The organism is Micropruina sp., from assembly GCF_047602085.1.
GTDB lineage: Bacteria > Actinomycetota > Actinomycetes > Propionibacteriales > Propionibacteriaceae > Micropruina.
In genome coordinates, this window is sequence record NZ_JASGID010000005.1 from 221728 (window position 1) to 236690 (window position 14963).

The 14963-nt window shown below is 67.5% G+C and carries 14 protein-coding genes and 1 pseudogene; 5 read left to right on the forward strand and 10 right to left on the reverse strand.

The genetic code is table 11. The features are described from left to right. Positions 1–224: 224 nt before the first annotated feature. Together QM721_RS09940 and QM721_RS09945 are read right to left on the reverse strand one after the other, a co-directional pair. Positions 225–704 carry a MarR family winged helix-turn-helix transcriptional regulator gene (locus QM721_RS09940; RefSeq protein WP_415121462.1) on the reverse strand — a complete coding sequence of 160 codons (480 nt, stop codon included), beginning with the start codon at positions 702–704 and terminating at the stop codon, positions 225–227. A 159-nt stretch (positions 705–863) separates the two neighbouring features. Continuing rightward, the gene (locus QM721_RS09945; RefSeq protein ID WP_415121464.1) at positions 864–1847 is read right to left on the reverse strand and encodes an ABC transporter substrate-binding protein; all 984 of its coding nucleotides are present in this window, start codon (positions 1845–1847) and stop codon (positions 864–866) included. A 98-nt stretch (positions 1848–1945) separates the two neighbouring features. On the opposite strand from QM721_RS09945, the gene QM721_RS09950 reads away from it, so the two are divergent. From QM721_RS09950 to QM721_RS09965, 4 genes are read left to right on the forward strand one after another with little or no spacing between them, the layout of a single operon-like run. Then, positions 1946–2929: a FecCD family ABC transporter permease gene (locus QM721_RS09950; protein WP_415122077.1), complete on the forward strand. Its 984-nt coding sequence runs from the start codon at positions 1946–1948 to the stop codon at positions 2927–2929. Further along, on the forward strand, positions 2926–3327 hold the full coding sequence (locus tag QM721_RS09955) for an iron chelate uptake ABC transporter family permease subunit (RefSeq protein ID WP_415121466.1): 402 nt from the start codon (positions 2926–2928) through the stop codon (positions 3325–3327). The genes QM721_RS09950 and QM721_RS09955 overlap by 4 nt, the downstream gene beginning before the upstream one ends. Then, positions 3315–4019 carry a FecCD family ABC transporter permease gene (locus QM721_RS09960; RefSeq protein ID WP_415121468.1) on the forward strand — a complete coding sequence of 235 codons (705 nt, stop codon included), beginning with the start codon at positions 3315–3317 and terminating at the stop codon, positions 4017–4019. Before QM721_RS09955 ends, QM721_RS09960 begins: the two co-directional genes overlap by 13 nt. Then, on the forward strand, positions 4012–4884 hold the full coding sequence (locus QM721_RS09965) for an ABC transporter ATP-binding protein (RefSeq protein ID WP_415121470.1): 873 nt from the start codon (positions 4012–4014) through the stop codon (positions 4882–4884). The genes QM721_RS09960 and QM721_RS09965 overlap by 8 nt, the downstream gene beginning before the upstream one ends. A 235-nt stretch (positions 4885–5119) precedes the next feature. Here the strand turns inward: QM721_RS09965 and QM721_RS09970 are convergent, their stop codons facing one another. From QM721_RS09970 to QM721_RS10005, 8 genes are read right to left on the reverse strand one after another with little or no spacing between them, the layout of a single operon-like run. Beyond that, positions 5120–5497: a metal-sulfur cluster assembly factor gene (locus tag QM721_RS09970; RefSeq protein ID WP_415121472.1), complete on the reverse strand. Its 378-nt coding sequence runs from the start codon at positions 5495–5497 to the stop codon at positions 5120–5122. Then, a complete protein-coding gene (sufU, locus tag QM721_RS09975; protein ID WP_415121474.1) occupies positions 5497–5952 on the reverse strand; it encodes a Fe-S cluster assembly sulfur transfer protein SufU in 456 nt (151 codons plus the stop codon). The genes QM721_RS09970 and sufU overlap by 1 nt, the downstream gene beginning before the upstream one ends. After that, complete coding sequence (locus tag QM721_RS09980) at positions 5949–7208, reverse strand: SufS family cysteine desulfurase (RefSeq protein WP_415121476.1); 1260 nt, start codon at positions 7206–7208, stop codon at positions 5949–5951. Before QM721_RS09980 ends, sufU begins: the two co-directional genes overlap by 4 nt. A gap of 34 nt (positions 7209–7242) precedes the next feature. Next, the gene (sufC, locus tag QM721_RS09985) at positions 7243–8010 is read right to left on the reverse strand and encodes a Fe-S cluster assembly ATPase SufC (RefSeq protein ID WP_415121478.1); all 768 of its coding nucleotides are present in this window, start codon (positions 8008–8010) and stop codon (positions 7243–7245) included. 6 nt (positions 8011–8016) lie between these two features. Then, positions 8017–8349 carry a Rieske (2Fe-2S) protein gene (locus QM721_RS09990; RefSeq protein ID WP_415121480.1) on the reverse strand — a complete coding sequence of 111 codons (333 nt, stop codon included), beginning with the start codon at positions 8347–8349 and terminating at the stop codon, positions 8017–8019. Beyond that, a complete protein-coding gene (gene sufD, locus QM721_RS09995; protein WP_415121482.1) occupies positions 8346–9494 on the reverse strand; it encodes a Fe-S cluster assembly protein SufD in 1149 nt (382 codons plus the stop codon). The genes QM721_RS09990 and sufD overlap by 4 nt, the downstream gene beginning before the upstream one ends. Further along, a complete protein-coding gene (gene sufB, locus QM721_RS10000; protein ID WP_415121484.1) occupies positions 9494–10936 on the reverse strand; it encodes a Fe-S cluster assembly protein SufB in 1443 nt (480 codons plus the stop codon). Before sufB ends, sufD begins: the two co-directional genes overlap by 1 nt. After that, the gene (locus tag QM721_RS10005) at positions 10933–11643 is read right to left on the reverse strand and encodes a helix-turn-helix transcriptional regulator (RefSeq protein ID WP_415121486.1); all 711 of its coding nucleotides are present in this window, start codon (positions 11641–11643) and stop codon (positions 10933–10935) included. Before QM721_RS10005 ends, sufB begins: the two co-directional genes overlap by 4 nt. 614 nt (positions 11644–12257) lie before the next feature. Between QM721_RS10005 and QM721_RS10010 the strand changes: the two are divergent. Beyond that, positions 12258–14699: pseudogene (locus QM721_RS10010) on the forward strand (sodium-translocating pyrophosphatase); the annotation flags it as partial. Positions 14700–14963 lie beyond the last annotated feature (264 nt).

Genomic DNA, 14963 nt, shown 5'->3' on the forward strand with positions numbered 1-14963 from the left:
ACTCTACCGGGCGGGCGCTGCTCCCTTTACGCCTGGGACTGCTGGCAGGCCTTGCCCTTCACGCCGATGGCCAGATTCGCGGCACCCAGGAATCCTGCGGCGACCTACGGGTTTCGACAAACTCAACCAGCGGGCTAAGGCATTGATCAGCACTTCCCCAACGCCCATTCCGTGCCCGGGCCGTGCCTGTGAGAGGTCAACGGTCGCCGACCATGAAGCTCGGATCAGGACAGGCCGGACAGCGGCGGCCGATCGGGAGTGATGGCCTGCGTTACTCGTTCGAAGACCGCACGCAGTACCGCCTGCTCCTCGGCAGTCATCAGGTCGAAGAAGTTCGCCCGGACGGTGCACACATGGCCGGGGGCCGCGGCCCTGATCCGGGCCAGGCCCTCATCGGTGATCGTCACCAGCGTGCCCCGGCCGTCCTCGACGGCCGGGCTGCGGGCCACCAGGCCACGCTTCTCCATGCGCCGCAACTGATGGGCGAGCCGGCTGCTCTCCCAGCCGATCCACTGCCGCAACCGCCCCACCCGGATGCCCTCGCCACCACTGCCGCTCAACCCCACCAGCACCGCATAATCGGCATGCGACAAGGCGCTACCGGCAAGGTCTGCCGAAATCACCCGGTCGAGATCCTGCTGGGCCAGGACGAAGCTCTGCCACAGGGCTTGTTCGTCCATAGACAGCCAGCGCACCTCACTCACAGCCGTGATCGTAGGCCAGCGACCCGCCAACCCTCAACGCCGTCCCGGTCACCGGGCCCATCGTGGACGGGCGGGGGCCAGCCGCGACGGGAGGAGCCTTCGCTCGCCCCTCCCGCCGCGGGTGGCAGCTATTCGGGTGCCGGGCCGGCACAGCCTGGTTCAGCCCTTGGCCGCAGCGATCTTCTCGGCTGCCGCCTTGATGTCGTCGGCCATCTTCTGTGCCCCGGCGAGGGTGTAGACGGTGCCAGAGCTGATCGGCAGGGCGAGGCCCGCCTTGGTAGCCGGCAGCGCCTTGAAGGACGCCGAGTCGAGCACCTTCTGGGTGTCGTCGGGCACCGTACCGATGAAGGCAGTGTCGTAGAACAGCGCGTCCTGATCGGCCAGGTCGGGCAGGTTCTCCAGCGCCAGCGCCGTCACGTAGCGCTCCGGGTTGTCGGTGTAGGTGGGGTTGTAGCCGAAGCCGGCCGCAGCCAGCCGACGGTAGGTGAGCGACTTGGAGGTGTTGACCCAAAGGCCATCCGCCGAGCCGTTGAAGGCAGTCACCTGCAGCTTGCCGAGGATGTCGCCGTACTGGGTCTTGACGTCGGCCAACTGCTGGTCGATCGCTGCATTGCGAGTCTCGAAGTCGGTGGACTTGCCGACCAGGTCGGCCACGGTCGGGTAGTTGTCCCACACGTCGGTCGGTTCGGAAATCTTCAGGATGACGGTCGGTGCCACCTCGGACAGCTCGTCGTAGTCGATCTGCAGGCCGCCGTTGTCCATCCCGATGATCAGGTCGGGCTTGGCCGCGATCACCTTCTGAATGTCCACGCCGTCGTAGGTGCCGACCGTGGGCACGTCCTTCACGTTCGCATACACGTCGGCGCCCATCTCGCTCTCCAGGAGCTCTTCCTCGAGCGCGGCCACCGGGACGACGCCGAGATCGGCGAGTTCGCCGCCGACCCGCCACAGAGCCAGCACGCGCTGCGGGTTCGTGGGAATCTCCACCTGCTTGCCGGTGAACGTGGATTCCACCGTCCGGGTGGCTGCGGCGGCAGTGCTTGAGTCGGTGGCGGACGGGCTCGCGGCGGTGTTGCTGCCGCAGGCGGCCATGGCGAACGCCGCGGCGGCGGCGACCGTCCAGCGCAGGGCTCGGGTGAGCATCAGGTGATCCCTTTCGTGATTACACATTTAGATAAGGCGAGGCTAGCCTAAATGGCATGCCAGCCCACGACCGCCGTCCGGGGAATCGGGCATACCGCATGCTGGCTGTCACTTTGATACTGTTTGCGCTTGTCATTGCGGCTTTCACCGTGAGTCTCCTGGTCGGAGCACGGGCCATCTCACTCCCCGAGATTCTGTCCGGACTTCTGGGCCGCACCGGGTCAGCGGACGCCCTGGTGATCGCCAGCCAACGGCTGCCACGCACCGTGATCGGCTTGGCGACCGGGCTGGCATTGGGTGCGGCCGGTGCCCTGATGCAGGGCCACACCCGCAACCCGCTGGCCGAACCCGGCCTGTTCGGCGTCAACGCCGGCGCGGCGCTGGGGGTGGCGGCGCTGGTGTACCTGTTCGGGGTGGACGCTCCCCTGGCGCTCCCGGTGGCGGCGCTGCTGGGCGCGGCGATTGCGACCGCGCTGATCTTCCTGCTCGGCCTGGGCCAGTTGCGCGGCGCGGCGTTGGTGATGCTCGCCGTGATCGGCACGACGGTCAGCCAGCTTCTTGGGTCTTTCACCTCGGCCCTGGTCCTGCTCGACAAGCAGACCCTGGACACGCTGCGGTTCTGGCAGGTCGGCTCGCTGCAGAACCGTGACGTCCAACTGCTGTGGCTGTTGCTGGTGCTGGTCAGCGCGGGCCTGGTGCTCGCCCTGGTGAACTCGTTCGCGGTGAACTCGCTGTCGCTGGGCGAGGACACCGCCCGGGCACTGGGCACACGAGTGGCCTCCGCCCGGGTCACCGGCATCGTGGCCATCACCCTGCTGGCGGGCGCGGCAACCGCCCTGTGCGGCCCGATCGCCTTCGTCGGCCTGGTCGCACCACACCTGGCAAGGCTGTTCAGCGGTCACGACTACCGCTGGCTGATCCCGCAGGCGGCGCTCGCCGGCGCCGCACTGCTCCTGTCCGCCGACACCCTGGGGCGGGTGATGGCTCCGCCCGGCGAATTGCAGGCGGGGGTGGTGATGGCGCTGCTCGGTGGTCCCGTGCTGGTCGCCATCACCAGGCGCCGACGGCTGGTGGCGCTGTGATCGCGACCGTGCCCGCCCGCACCGAAACGCCGCCAAGCACACCCCGGCGTTTGGGCGTCACCCTCGGACCGATCGGCCTGCTGGTGCGTCGGCGGGCCATCATGGCCATGCTCGGCTGCCTGCTGCTGCTGGCCACGCTGGCCACCGTGGCGTTGACGACCGGAGCCCTCGACCTGCCGCTGGATCGAGTGCTGGCCGCCCTGCGCGGCCACGGCACCCGCATCGAGAACCTGGTGGTGATCGACCACCGGCTGGTCCGGCTGCTGCTCGGGGTGTTGGTCGGCTTCGCGCTCGGCTGCGCGGGAGCGCTGACCCAGACGATCACCCGCAACCCGATCGCCACCCCCGACATTCTCGGCGTCACCGCCGGCGCGGGGCAGCTGCGGTGCTGCTGCTGACCAACGCCGCCTGGGCCTGGGCCACCTTCGGCATCGACGCCCGCACCCTGCTCGGTCCGGCCAGCATCGTCGGCGGGCTGCTCGCCACGGCTGTGATCCTGGCCACGGCCTGGCGAGGCGGCTTCGACGGCTACCGGCCGATCCTGGTCGGTCTCGGCTTCAACGCGCTGCTGATCGCCGCCACATCCTGGATGCTGACCCGGGCCTCGATCGAAGATGCCGCCATCGCCGCCCGCTGGCTGATCGGTTCGCTCGAGGGTGCCGAGGCGTCCAATCTGCTCGTGCTGGGCCCGCTGCTGGTGGCCGCCTCGGTGGCCTGCGTGGCGCTGGCGCCCAAGCTGGGGACGTTGCGGTTGGGTCGCGACGTCGCCACCGCACTGGGCACCCGGACGGCAGCCGTCGAAACCTCCGCCCTGGTCATCGCGGTGTTGATCGTCTCGGCCGCGACCGCAACGGCCGGCCCGATCGGGTTCGTCGCTTTCGTCGCCCCCCAGGTCGCGCTGCGGCTGTTCGGCACGGCGGGGCCACCGCCTCTGGCGGCCGGTCTGGTCGGCGCGGTGCTGCTTCTCGGCTCCGACCTGGTGGCCGAGCGGCTTCCGGTCTCACTGCCAGTCGGCATCGTCACCACCATCGTCGGCGCCCCGGCGCTGCTGTGGTTCATGGTCACCAGGCTGAGGAGATCCAGTGTCTGAGCATTCCCACCCCGAACCGTCACCGCTGGCGTTGCGTGGCGTCCAGGCCGGCTACGGGGAGCGCACCGTCCTGCACGGCATCGACCTGGCTGTGGTCGCGCACGGGGTGACCAGCGTGATCGGCCCGAACGGGTGCGGCAAATCCACCATGGTGCGCACCATGGGCAGGCTGCTGCGCCCCACCGCGGGCGACGTGCTGGTCGACGAGCGACCGATTCGCACCCTGTCGACGCGGGACGTGGCGCGCCGGATCGCGGTGCTGCCGCAATCCCCACTGGCGCCCGAAGGGCTGACGGTGGCCGATCTGGCGGCCCGCGGCCGGCAACCGCACCAACCCTGGTACCGGCAGTGGTCGATCGGGGACGAACGGATTGTTGCTGACGCGCTGCGGCTCACCCGACTCACCGACCTGGCCGACCGGCCGCTGGAGGAGCTCTCCGGAGGACAACGGCAGCGGGCCTGGCTGGCGATGGTGCTGGCGCAGCAGACGCCTGTCATTCTGCTCGACGAGCCCACCACGCACCTCGACCTGGCGCACGCCGTCGAGGTGCTCGACCTGGTTCACCAATTGGCTGCCGAACAGGGCAAGACCGTGCTGGTGGTGCTGCACGACCTGGGGCTGGCGGCTCGCTACAGCGACCGGTTGGTCGTGATGAAGCAGGGCCGAATCGTCACCCAGGGCAGCCCGGCCGAGGTGCTGGACGACCGGTTGCTGGCTGAGGTCTTCGGCCTGGCCGCACACGTCTTCCCCGACCCGGTGGACGGCCTGCCCACGGTCGTACCAGCCCGGAAGCCGACGTCTTCAGCGCCCAGAGACCCCGCAGGCGGAGCTGTCGAGTTGGGCGTCGCTCCAGTGCGTAGCTGAGTGCCGCCGACCAGCGAAGACGTGGCGCAGTCACGTGAAGTGAGAAGAAGATGCCCAGTCGAGTCAGAAGAAGGTGCTCAGCTACGCGCCGGGGTGGCAACCAGCCGACTCCGCCCAACCGCGGAACCTCTTAACCCCACGACGAGATTTCGACGAGCTCAACCAGCCCACCCGGGATTCGACGAGCTCAACCAGCCACCCGGGATCGGCTCAACGAACGCGACCGGCTCGGGGCTCAGACGTTGTAGCCGATGGCCCGCAACTGCTCGCGACCCTCGTCGGTGATGTTGTCGAGCGTCCACGGCGGCAGCCACACCCAGTTGATCAGCACCGAGTTCACCAGACCGTCGAGCGCCATCTCGGTGTCGAATTCGAGCCGGTCGGTGAGCGGGCAGGTGGGCGAGGTGAGCGTCATGTCGATGGTGCAGTTGTTGTCGTCATCGAGATGGATCCCGTACACCAGACCCAGGTCGACCACGTTGACCATGAGTTCGGGGTCGACCACGTCACGCATCGCCTCGGTCAGGTCGTCGAGCGACGGACGGGCCGTGGGCGGCGCGGTGCTGTCGGGAAAGGTGTCGTCCACCAGGTCGGACGGCCGTTGCTCGGTCATCAGTGCTCCTTCGTAGCGTCGGGGGCCAGCGCCTGCGCGACGGCGTCCTTGAACGCCGACCAGCCCAGCAGTGCGCATTTCACCCGGGCGGGGAATTTCGCTACCCCGATGAACGCGATGCCGTCTTCGAGGGTGTCTTCGTCGGGTTCGAGCTCGCCCCGGCTGTGCATCATCTCGGTGAACTTCTCGTGCAACGCCAGCGCCTCGGCGACGCTGCGGCCGATCACCAGGTCGCTCATCACCGAGGTCGAGGCCTGTGAGATCGAGCAGCCCACCGCCTCGTACGACACGTCGGCGACCGTGTCACCGTCGAGCGCGACCCGCAGCAGCACCTCGTCGCCGCAGGTGGGGTTCACATGCTGCACCTGGGCACCGTACGGTTCGCGCAGGCCGCTGTGATGCTTGGCCCGGTAGTGGTCCAGGATGATCTCGGCGTACATCGCCTCGACGCTCACGCCGCCCTCCCGAAGAAATCCCTGGTGTAGGCCAGTGCGTCGACCAGTTGGTCGATCTCGCGCTCCACGGTGTACAGGTAGAACGACGCCCGGGTCGACGCGGTTATTCCCAGCCGCTCGTGCAACGGACGGGCGCAGTGGTGCCCGCCCCGCACCGCCACGCCGCGCGAGTCGAGGAAGGTCATCACGTCGTGCGGGTGAATGTCGAGCCCGTCGGGGGTGGCCAGGGTGAACGAGACCGCCCCGCCGCGGCCCTCCGGCCCCACCTCGGTGGTGCCCAGCACCCGCAGCCCGTCCAGTTGTTGCAGGGTGTGCAGGGCGTAGCCGGTGATCGCCCGCTCGTGCGCCGCGACGTCGGCCATGCCCAGCTCGGCCAGATAGTCGGCGGCCACACCCAGCCCGACCGCCTCGGCGATCGGTGGCGTGCCGGCCTCGAACCGGTAGGGCGGCGGGGCGAACGTCGAGCCGGTCATCCTCACGATCTCGATCATCTCGCCGCCGCCCATGAACGGCGGCAGTTCGGTGAGCAGGTCGTGCCGGCCCCACAGCCCGCCGATGCCGGTGGGGCCGAGCATCTTGTGCCCGGTGAACGCGACCAGGTCGGCGCCCGAGCCGGCCACGCCTGTGGTCAGGTGCGGCACCGCCTGTGCGCCGTCCACCACCAGCAGCGCGCCGACGGCGTGGGCCCGGGCGGCGATCTCGGCGATCGGGTTGACGGTGCCGAGCACGTTCGAGACCCAGCACACCGACACGATCTTGGTGTTGGCATTGATCAGGTTCTCGGCTTCGGCCTTGGCCAGGTCGAGACGGCCCTCGTCGGTGATGTCGAACCAGCGCAGGGTGGCCCCGGTGCGGGCGCACAGCAACTGCCACGGCACGATGTTCGAGTGGTGCTCCAGCACCGTGATCACCACCTCGTCACCCGGCTTCAACCCCGCACCCAGGGTGTGCGCGGCCAGGTTGAGCGCCTCGGAGGCGTTCTTGGTGAACACCAGCTCTTCAGCTCGGTTCGCGCCGATGAACGCCGCCACCTTCTCGCGGCCGCCCTCGTAGGCCGCGGACGCCTCGGCGCCCAGCGTGTGCATCGCCCGGGCCACATTCGCGTTGTGCCGCTCGTAGTGGTCGACCAGGGCGTCGATCACCACCTGCGGCTTCTGCGAGGTGTTGGCCGAATCGAGGTAGGCCAGCGGATACTCCCCCACTCGACGGTCCAGAATAGGGAAGTCCGCTCGAATCAGATCGACGTCGTAGCTCACTGGCTCTCCTGTCGCCACACGGCCGCGCTCGGCCTCAGTTGGCCGCTGCGGCAGCCTTGATGAACCGCTCGTAACCCTCGATCTCGAGGTTCTGGGCCAGCTCGGGGCCGCCCTCCTCAGCGATCCGCCCGTTCACGAACACGTGCACGAAGTCGGGCTTGATGTAGTTCAGAATGCGGGTGTAGTGGGTGATCAGCAGCACCCCGCGGTCACCCTGGGCGGCGAACCGGTTGACGCCTTCGCTGACGATCCGCAGGGCGTCGATGTCGAGGCCCGAGTCGGTCTCGTCGAGAATCGCAAATTTGGGGTTGAGCAGTTCCAACTGCACGATCTCGTTGCGCTTCTTCTCACCACCGGAGAAGCCCTCGTTGAGGGAGCGGGCCGAGAAGGTCTGGTCGAGACCCAGCCGGTCGAGGGCGGCGTTGACGTCCTTGACCCAGGTGCGCACCTTGGGCGCCTCACCGTCCAGGGCGGTCTTGGCAGTCCGCAGGAAGTTCGCCACCGAAACGCCGGGCACCTCGATCGGGTACTGCATGGCCAGGAACAGCCCGGCCCGGGCCCGCTCGTCGACGGTCAGGTCGGTGAGTTCGACGCCGTCGAGGGTGACCGACCCACCGGTGATCGTGTACTTGGGGTGGCCGGCGATCGAGTAGGCCAGGGTCGACTTGCCCGAACCATTGGGCCCCATGATGGCGTGCACCTCGCCCGAGTTCACCGTGAGGTCGACGCCCTTGAGAATCTCTTTGGGGCCCGACTCGGTGGCAACCTCGACGTGCAGGCCGTTGATGGACAGTGTGGACATGGCGGTTCAGTTCTCCTGGTTGATCGGGTTGTCGATGTCGACGTAGATGTCGTCGCCCTCCAGCTTCACCGGGTAGACCGGCACGGGCTGGGTGGCGGGTAGTTCAAGGGGCTCGCCGGTGCGCAGGTCGAAGCGGGAGCCGTGCAAGTAGCACTCGAGCGTGCACCCGTCGACCTCACCCTCGCTGAGCGGCACCTCGGCGTGGCTGCAAACATCGCGAATGGCGAAGATCCCGTCGACGGTGTTCACCACTGCCACCTCGGCGTCACCGCCGAGGTCGACCGGAATGGACGTGCCGACAGGAACCTCATCGAGCGTGGCGGCATGCCGAAAAGTCATGCGTAGCTGCCCATGGTGACCGCAAGCTCGCGCTCGACGGCCGCCATCATGTGCTCCTCGACCGCGGGCACGCCGATGCGGCGAATGATGCCGGCGAAGAAGCCGCGCACCACCAACCGGCGGGCCTCGGCCTCGCTGATCCCCCGCGAGCGCAGGTAGAACAACTGCTCGTCGTCGAAGCGTCCGGTGGTCGAGCTGTGCCCGGCGCCTTCGATCTCACCGGTCTCGATCTCGAGGTTGGGCACCGAGTCGGCCCGGCAGCCGTCGGTGAGCACTAGGTTCTTATTCGACTCATAGGTGCTGATGCCCTCGGCGATCTTGCGAATCAGCACGTCACCGATCCACACCGACCGGGCGCCCTCACCCTGCAGCGCACCGCGGTAGTCGACGTTGCTGTGGGTGTGCGGGGCGTTGTGGTCGACGAAGAGCCGGTGCTCGATGTGCTGGCCGCCGTCGACGAAGTACAGCCCGAACTGCTCCAGCGAACCGCCGGGGCCGGCGAATTTGGCGGTCTCGGCCAGCCGGACGACCTTGCCGCCCAGGCTCACCGTCACCGTGCGCACCTGCGCGTCACGGCCCACCAGCACGCTGTGCTGGCCGCCGTGCACGGCGTCGTCGGCCCAGTCCTGAATCGACACGAAGTTGACCCGGGCACCGTCGCCGACCAGCACGTCCACCTTGGTGGCGTAGCTGGCCGAGCCCTCGTGACGCACCAGAATGGTCGAGGTCGAGTGGGCACCGACGTTGAACACCAGGTGGCCCCAGACGTGCTCCCCGGTGCCGGTCAGGGTGATGGTGACCGGCTCGGTGAGTTCGGCGCCCGCGGGAACCTCGATCACCTGGGCGCCGCCGCAGCGCGCCGCGGCCAGCGCCGAGACCCGGTCGATCGGCGGCTCGGCCACCAGCAGCTTGGCCTCGGTGGTGCTGACGCCGCGGCTGGTCACACCGGCCGGCAGCGACTCGTCCCAGCTCAGGTGACCCTCGCTGGGCGTGTCGGTGAGCAGCGCCTTCATCGCGCGCAGCGGGCTGAACCGCCAGATCTCCTCCTGGCCCTTGGGGTAGGGGTGATCCTCGATGTCGAACGAGGGCGTCGGGTGCAGGTGGCTCTCAACGGCCTCAACGGCCTCCATAACGGGTGCGGCCATCAGCCGACGGCTCCTTCCATCTGCAATTCGATCAGTCGGTTCAGTTCGAGCGCGTATTCCATCGGCAGTTCGCGGGCGATGGGCTCGACGAAGCCGCGGACGATCATCGCCATTGCCTCGTCTTCGCCCATGCCGCGCTGCATCAGGTAGAACAACTGGTCGTCGCTCACCTTCGACACGGTGGCCTCGTGGGCCAGCGACACGTCGTCTTCGCGGACGTCGACGTAGGGGTAGGTGTCGGAGCGGCTGATCGTGTCGACCAGCAACGCGTCGCACTTCACCGTGCTGGCCGAATGATGAGCACCCTCCTGCACCTGCAGCAGGCCGCGGTAAGAGGAGCGTCCGCCGCCCCGAGCCACCGACTTAGAGATGATCGACGACGAGGTGTGCGGCGCACAGTGCACCATCTTCGATCCGGCGTCCTGGTGCTGGCCCTCGCCGGCGAAGGCGATCGACAGGGTCTCGCCGCGCGAGTGCTCGCCCATCAGGTAAACCGCCGGGTACTTCATGGTGACCTTCGAGCCGATGTTGCCGTCGATCCACTCCATGGTGGCGCCCTCTTCGCAGGTGGCGCGCTTGGTAACCAGGTTGTACACGTTGGTCGACCAGTTCTGAATGGTGGTGTAGCGCACCCGGGCGTTCTTCTTCACGATGATCTCGACCACCGCCGAGTGCAGCGAGTCCGACGAGTAGATCGGCGCGGTGCAGCCCTCGACGTAATGCACGTAGCTGCCCTCGTCGGCGATGATCAGGGTGCGCTCGAACTGACCCATGTTCTCGGTGTTGATCCGGAAGTAGGCCTGCAGCGGAATGGTGACGTGGACGCCCTTGGGCACGTAGACGAACGAGCCGCCCGACCACACCGCGGTGTTCAGCGAGCCGAATTTGTTGTCGCCGACCGGGATCACCGTGGCGAAGTACTCCTGGAACAGCTCCGGGTGCTCCTTCAGGCCGGTGTCGGTGTCGAGAAAGATGACGCCCTGGCGCTCCAGCTCTTCGTTGATCTTGTGGTAGACCACCTCAGACTCGTACTGGGCAGCGACGCCGGCCACCAGCCGGGCCTTCTCGGCCTCGGGGATTCCGAGCCGGTCGTAGGTGTTCTTGATGTCGTCGGGCAGGTCGTCCCAACTGGCCGCCTGCTTCTCGGTGGAGCGCACGAAGTACTTGATGTTGTCGAAGTCGATCTCGTCGAGCGACGCACCCCAGGTCGGCATCGGCTTGCGATCGAACAGCTTCAGGCCCTTCAGCCTGGTCTCGAGCATCCATTCCGGCTCGTTCTTCAGCGCCGAGATGTTGCGCACCACGGCCTCACTGAGGCCGCGCTGTGCGGCGGCACCGGCGACATCGGCGTCGTGCCAGCCCCACTGGTACTTGCCGAGTGCCTCCAGGTGTTCTTCCTGAGTGGCGCCCAGGCCGGGGGCCTGGGGTGCGGTGGTCGTCATGGAACGGCCTTTCTGATCGGATGGTCGGCAGGCTGCACCGGGCGCGGCACGTGGGTGGTGCACACCCCGTCGCCGTGGGCGATGGTCGCCAGCCGCTGGACGTGGCTGTCGAGGAGGTGCGCGAAGGCCTTGGTCTCGGCCTCGCACAACTCGGGGAACTCGGCCGCCACGAGGGCGACCGGGCAGTGATGCTGGCACAACTGCTTTCCGCTGGCCACGGGGTGCACCGAGGCCACGTAGCCGGCATCGTTCAACGCTTTGACCAACGCGTCGGTGGGATTGTCGTATTCCCCGCGCAGCTCTTCGAAACGTTTCGCGACGCCCGCCACGAAGTCGGCGGCGAACTGTTCGACGCCCTGCTCGCCGATGGTCTGGCGCAGAAAAGTGAGGGCGTCGATGGCGAGGGCGTCGTAGGCGTGCGGAAACTCCGCCCGGCCGGCGTCGGTGAGGGCGAACACCATGGCTGGACGACCTCGGCCGCGGGCTCCGTACACCCGCTGTTCGCGTGCGGTCAGGTGTCCGGCGCCGGTCAGCACCGCAAGGTGGCGCCGGACGGCCGCAGCCGTCAGGTGCAGTCGTTCCGCGAGTTCGGAGGCGGTAGACGGCCCGTGCTGCAAAATCGACCGGGCGACCCGGGCGCGGGTGGACGCCTCCGACTCGACCATCGGCGCCGGGGCACCGTGGGCTCGGGTCGCGTCCGTTTTCACAAGCCCATTCTTGCTGAATGATTTGCGGCGTTCCAAGCGTGCTTAGGGTCGCCTACCCCCCAAGTGAGCCAACAGTGCAACAATTTGTCTTGCACTGTGATACAGGGCACGACGGTGTCGCCGAGCAGGCCAGGCCCGAGGATGTCGAGGCGACGGAGGAACAATCCCTGGCGTTGGATTGCCCGCCGAAGCCCCGGGGGTACGAGCCGGCACCGGGTCTTCGCCAGTCCGGTGGTGCCGGCAGGCCAGCCCGCCCGGGTCGTCGGCGTCCGGGTCGTCGGCGTCCGGGGCACAGGTGGGGCCGGGCGCCCAGGCCTGGTCCGCGAGGACGGCCGCTGCGCTTCACGCGTTCATCGGCTAACTGGGAACGCTGAAAGATCTCACCTTGCTCGGGTCCAGCATCGACCGGTTGGTTCGGCCCGTGGGTCGTTCTGGCCGCGCCGGCGAGTGACGGCACCCAGTGGGTGGCGGCCGACGACGTCCTGGATTCCGAGACGCGCAGTGTCACCTGGTGACCCTCTTCAGCCATGCCGCAGCATCTACGACACCGAGTAGTAGGTTGGGAGTCGTTGCGGCCACGGACGACCGCACGTCATCTCGCGAGGACTTTCGTGATCACCGCACCAGGCTCACTCCAGCACCGGACGCGCGTAGCCGCCGTCCTGTTCGTCGCCACAACCCTCGGCCTGGCCGGCTGCTCGGGCAGTTCCACCGCTCCCCCGGCCCACGCCGGGGGCGGCGAGGCCAACCTGACCCTGCCCGACCTCGACCAGGTCACCTTTCTCGGCCTGCTCAGCGGCAAACAGCTACTCGGCATCGGCCTGCTGATCGCGGTGGCCGGGCTGGCGTTCGGCATCGTCCGGTTCGCCCAGGTGCGCAACCTGCCGGTGCACGCCTCGATGCGCGAGATCTCCGAGCTGATCTACGAGACCTGCAAGGCCTACCTGATTCAGCAGGGCCGCTTTCTGCTGGTGCTGTGGGCCTTCATCGGCACGGTGATCCTGGTCTACTTCAAGCTCCTGGCCGGGCTGAGCTGGGGCCGGGTGGCCGTCGTGCTGGCGTTCAGCGTGCTGGGCATGGCCGGGTCGTACGGCATCGCCTGGTTCGGCATCAGGCTCAACACGATGGCCAACAGCCGCACCGCGTTCGCCGCCCTGCGCGGGCGTCCGCTGCCGCTGCATCAGATTCCGCTCAAGGCCGGGATGAGCATCGGCATGGTGCTGATCAGCGTGGAACTGTTCATGATGCTGTCGATCATGCTGTTTCTGCCGGCCGAGATCGCCGGCTCGTGCTTCATCGGCTTCGCCATCGGCGAGTCACTGGGGGCGTCCGCGCTGCGCATCGCCGGCGGCATCTTCACCAAGATCGCCGACATCGGCTCCGACCTGATGAAGATCGTCTTCAAGATCAAAGAGGACGACGCCCGCAACCCCGGCGTGATCGCCGACTGCGCCGGTGACAACGCCGGCGACTCGGTCGGCCCGTCCGCCGACGGCTTCGAGACCTACGGCGTCACCGGCGTGGCTCTGGTCACCTTCATTCTGCTGGCCGTGCCCGACCCGATCGTGCAGGTGCAGTTGCTGTGCTGGGTGTTCTTCGTGCGCGCGGTGATGGTGCTCGCCTCGGCCGCCTCATACGAGGTGAACGCGGTGATCACCGCCGCCAAGTACCGCACCGCCCGGCGTATGGACTTCGAGCGTCCGCTGACCAATCTGGTCTGGATCACCTCGGTGGTCTCGATCGTCGCCACCTACTTCACCAGCTATCTCCTGATCGCCGACCTGGGCGACGGCACCCTGTGGTGGAAGCTGGCCACGATCGTCAGTTGCGGCACCCTGGCAGGGGCACTGATCCCCGAACTGGTCAAGGTCTTCACCTCGACCAGCGCGGTACACACCGAAGAGGTGGTGAAAAGCTCCCACCAGGGCGGTGCGTCGCTGAACATTCTGTCGGGCCTGGTCGCGGGCAACTTCTCCGCGTTCTGGGTCGGACTGTCGATCATCGCCTTGATGTTCGCCGCCTTTGTGATCTCGAGCCTCGGGGTGGGTGTGCTGATGGTCGCTCCGGCGGTGTTCGCCTTCGGCCTGGTCGCCTTCGGCTTTCTCGGCATGGGCCCGGTCACCATCGCCGTCGACAGCTACGGCCCGGTCACCGACAACGCCCAGAGTGTGTATGAGCTGAGCCTGATCGAAGAGCGCCCCGGCGTGGCCGACGAGCTCGCCACTGAGCACGGCTTTCGCCCATTCTTCGGCCGGGCCAAAGAACTGCTGGAACAGAACGACGGCGCCGGCAACACCTTCAAGGCCACCGCCAAGCCGGTGCTGATCGGCACCGCAGTGGTGGGCGCCACGACCATGATCTTCTCGATCATCATGGGCCTGACCAACGGCATGACCGCCAACCTCGACAAGCTGTCGCTGCTGCACGCGCCGTTCTTGTTGGGGCTGGTGACCGGTGGCGCGGTGATCTACTGGTTCACCGGGGCGTCCATTCAAGCGGTCACCACCGGCGCCTTCCGGGCGGTGGAGTTCATCAGAGGCACAATCAAGCTCGACGGTGCGACCAAGGCCTCGGTGGACGACTCGCGCACGGTGGTCGAGATCTGCACCCAGTACGCCCAGCGGGGCATGCTGAACATCTTTCTCGGCGTCTTCTTCGCGACCTTGGCCTTCGCCTTCGTCGAGCCGTACTTCTTCATCGGCTACCTGATCTCGATCGCCATCTTCGGGCTGTACCAAGCGATCTTCATGGCTAACGCCGGCGGCGCCTGGGACAACGCGAAGAAGATCGTCGAGACCGACCTGGCGGCCAAAGGCACCGCACTGCACGATGCATCGGTGGTCGGCGACACGGTCGGCGACCCGTACAAAGACACCAGTTCGGTGGCGCTCAACCCGGTGATCAAATTCACCACGCTGTTCGGGCTGCTGGCCGTCGAATTGGCGGTGAGCATGACCGCACAGGGCAACCACGTGCTCACCTGGGTGCTGGCCGGGGTGTTCTTCGTGGCGATGTGCGTCATGGTGTGGCGCTCGTTCTACGGCATGCTGATCGACCGCGAGATGCTCACCCGCGCCGATTTCGAGCAAGGCCCTGCCCCGCTGGACGAGTCAGCGCCGGACGAATCATCGCCGGACGAATCAGCGCCGGACGAATCAGCGGCTGTCGTCGAGACCTCCACAATGCCCCTTTGGCAAGGGGTTACGACACACTCGACCAACGGCTCGTGCGCTTCACCGCTGGTCGAGCGTGTCGAGACTTCGAATCTGGCACCGTGACAAGAGGCTGCGGCATGCTCGACCAACGACGCGGGGGCTGAT

Excerpts from the sequence above, each read along its gene's own strand:
- sufC (WP_415121478.1), bottom strand. The coding sequence starts at position 8,010 with ATGTCCACACTGTCCATCAACGGCCTGCACGTCGAGGTTGCCACCGAG.
- QM721_RS09950 (WP_415122077.1), top strand. The coding sequence starts at position 1,946 with ATGCTGGCTGTCACTTTGATACTGTTTGCGCTTGTCATTGCGGCTTTC.
- sufD (WP_415121482.1), bottom strand. The coding sequence starts at position 9,494 with ATGGCCGCACCCGTTATGGAGGCCGTTGAGGCCGTTGAGAGCCACCTG.
- QM721_RS09945 (WP_415121464.1), bottom strand. The coding sequence starts at position 1,847 with ATGCTCACCCGAGCCCTGCGCTGGACGGTCGCCGCCGCCGCGGCGTTC.
- QM721_RS09990 (WP_415121480.1), bottom strand. The coding sequence starts at position 8,349 with ATGACTTTTCGGCATGCCGCCACGCTCGATGAGGTTCCTGTCGGCACG.
- QM721_RS09970 (WP_415121472.1), bottom strand. The coding sequence starts at position 5,497 with ATGACCGAGCAACGGCCGTCCGACCTGGTGGACGACACCTTTCCCGAC.
- sufB (WP_415121484.1), bottom strand. The coding sequence starts at position 10,936 with ATGACGACCACCGCACCCCAGGCCCCCGGCCTGGGCGCCACTCAGGAA.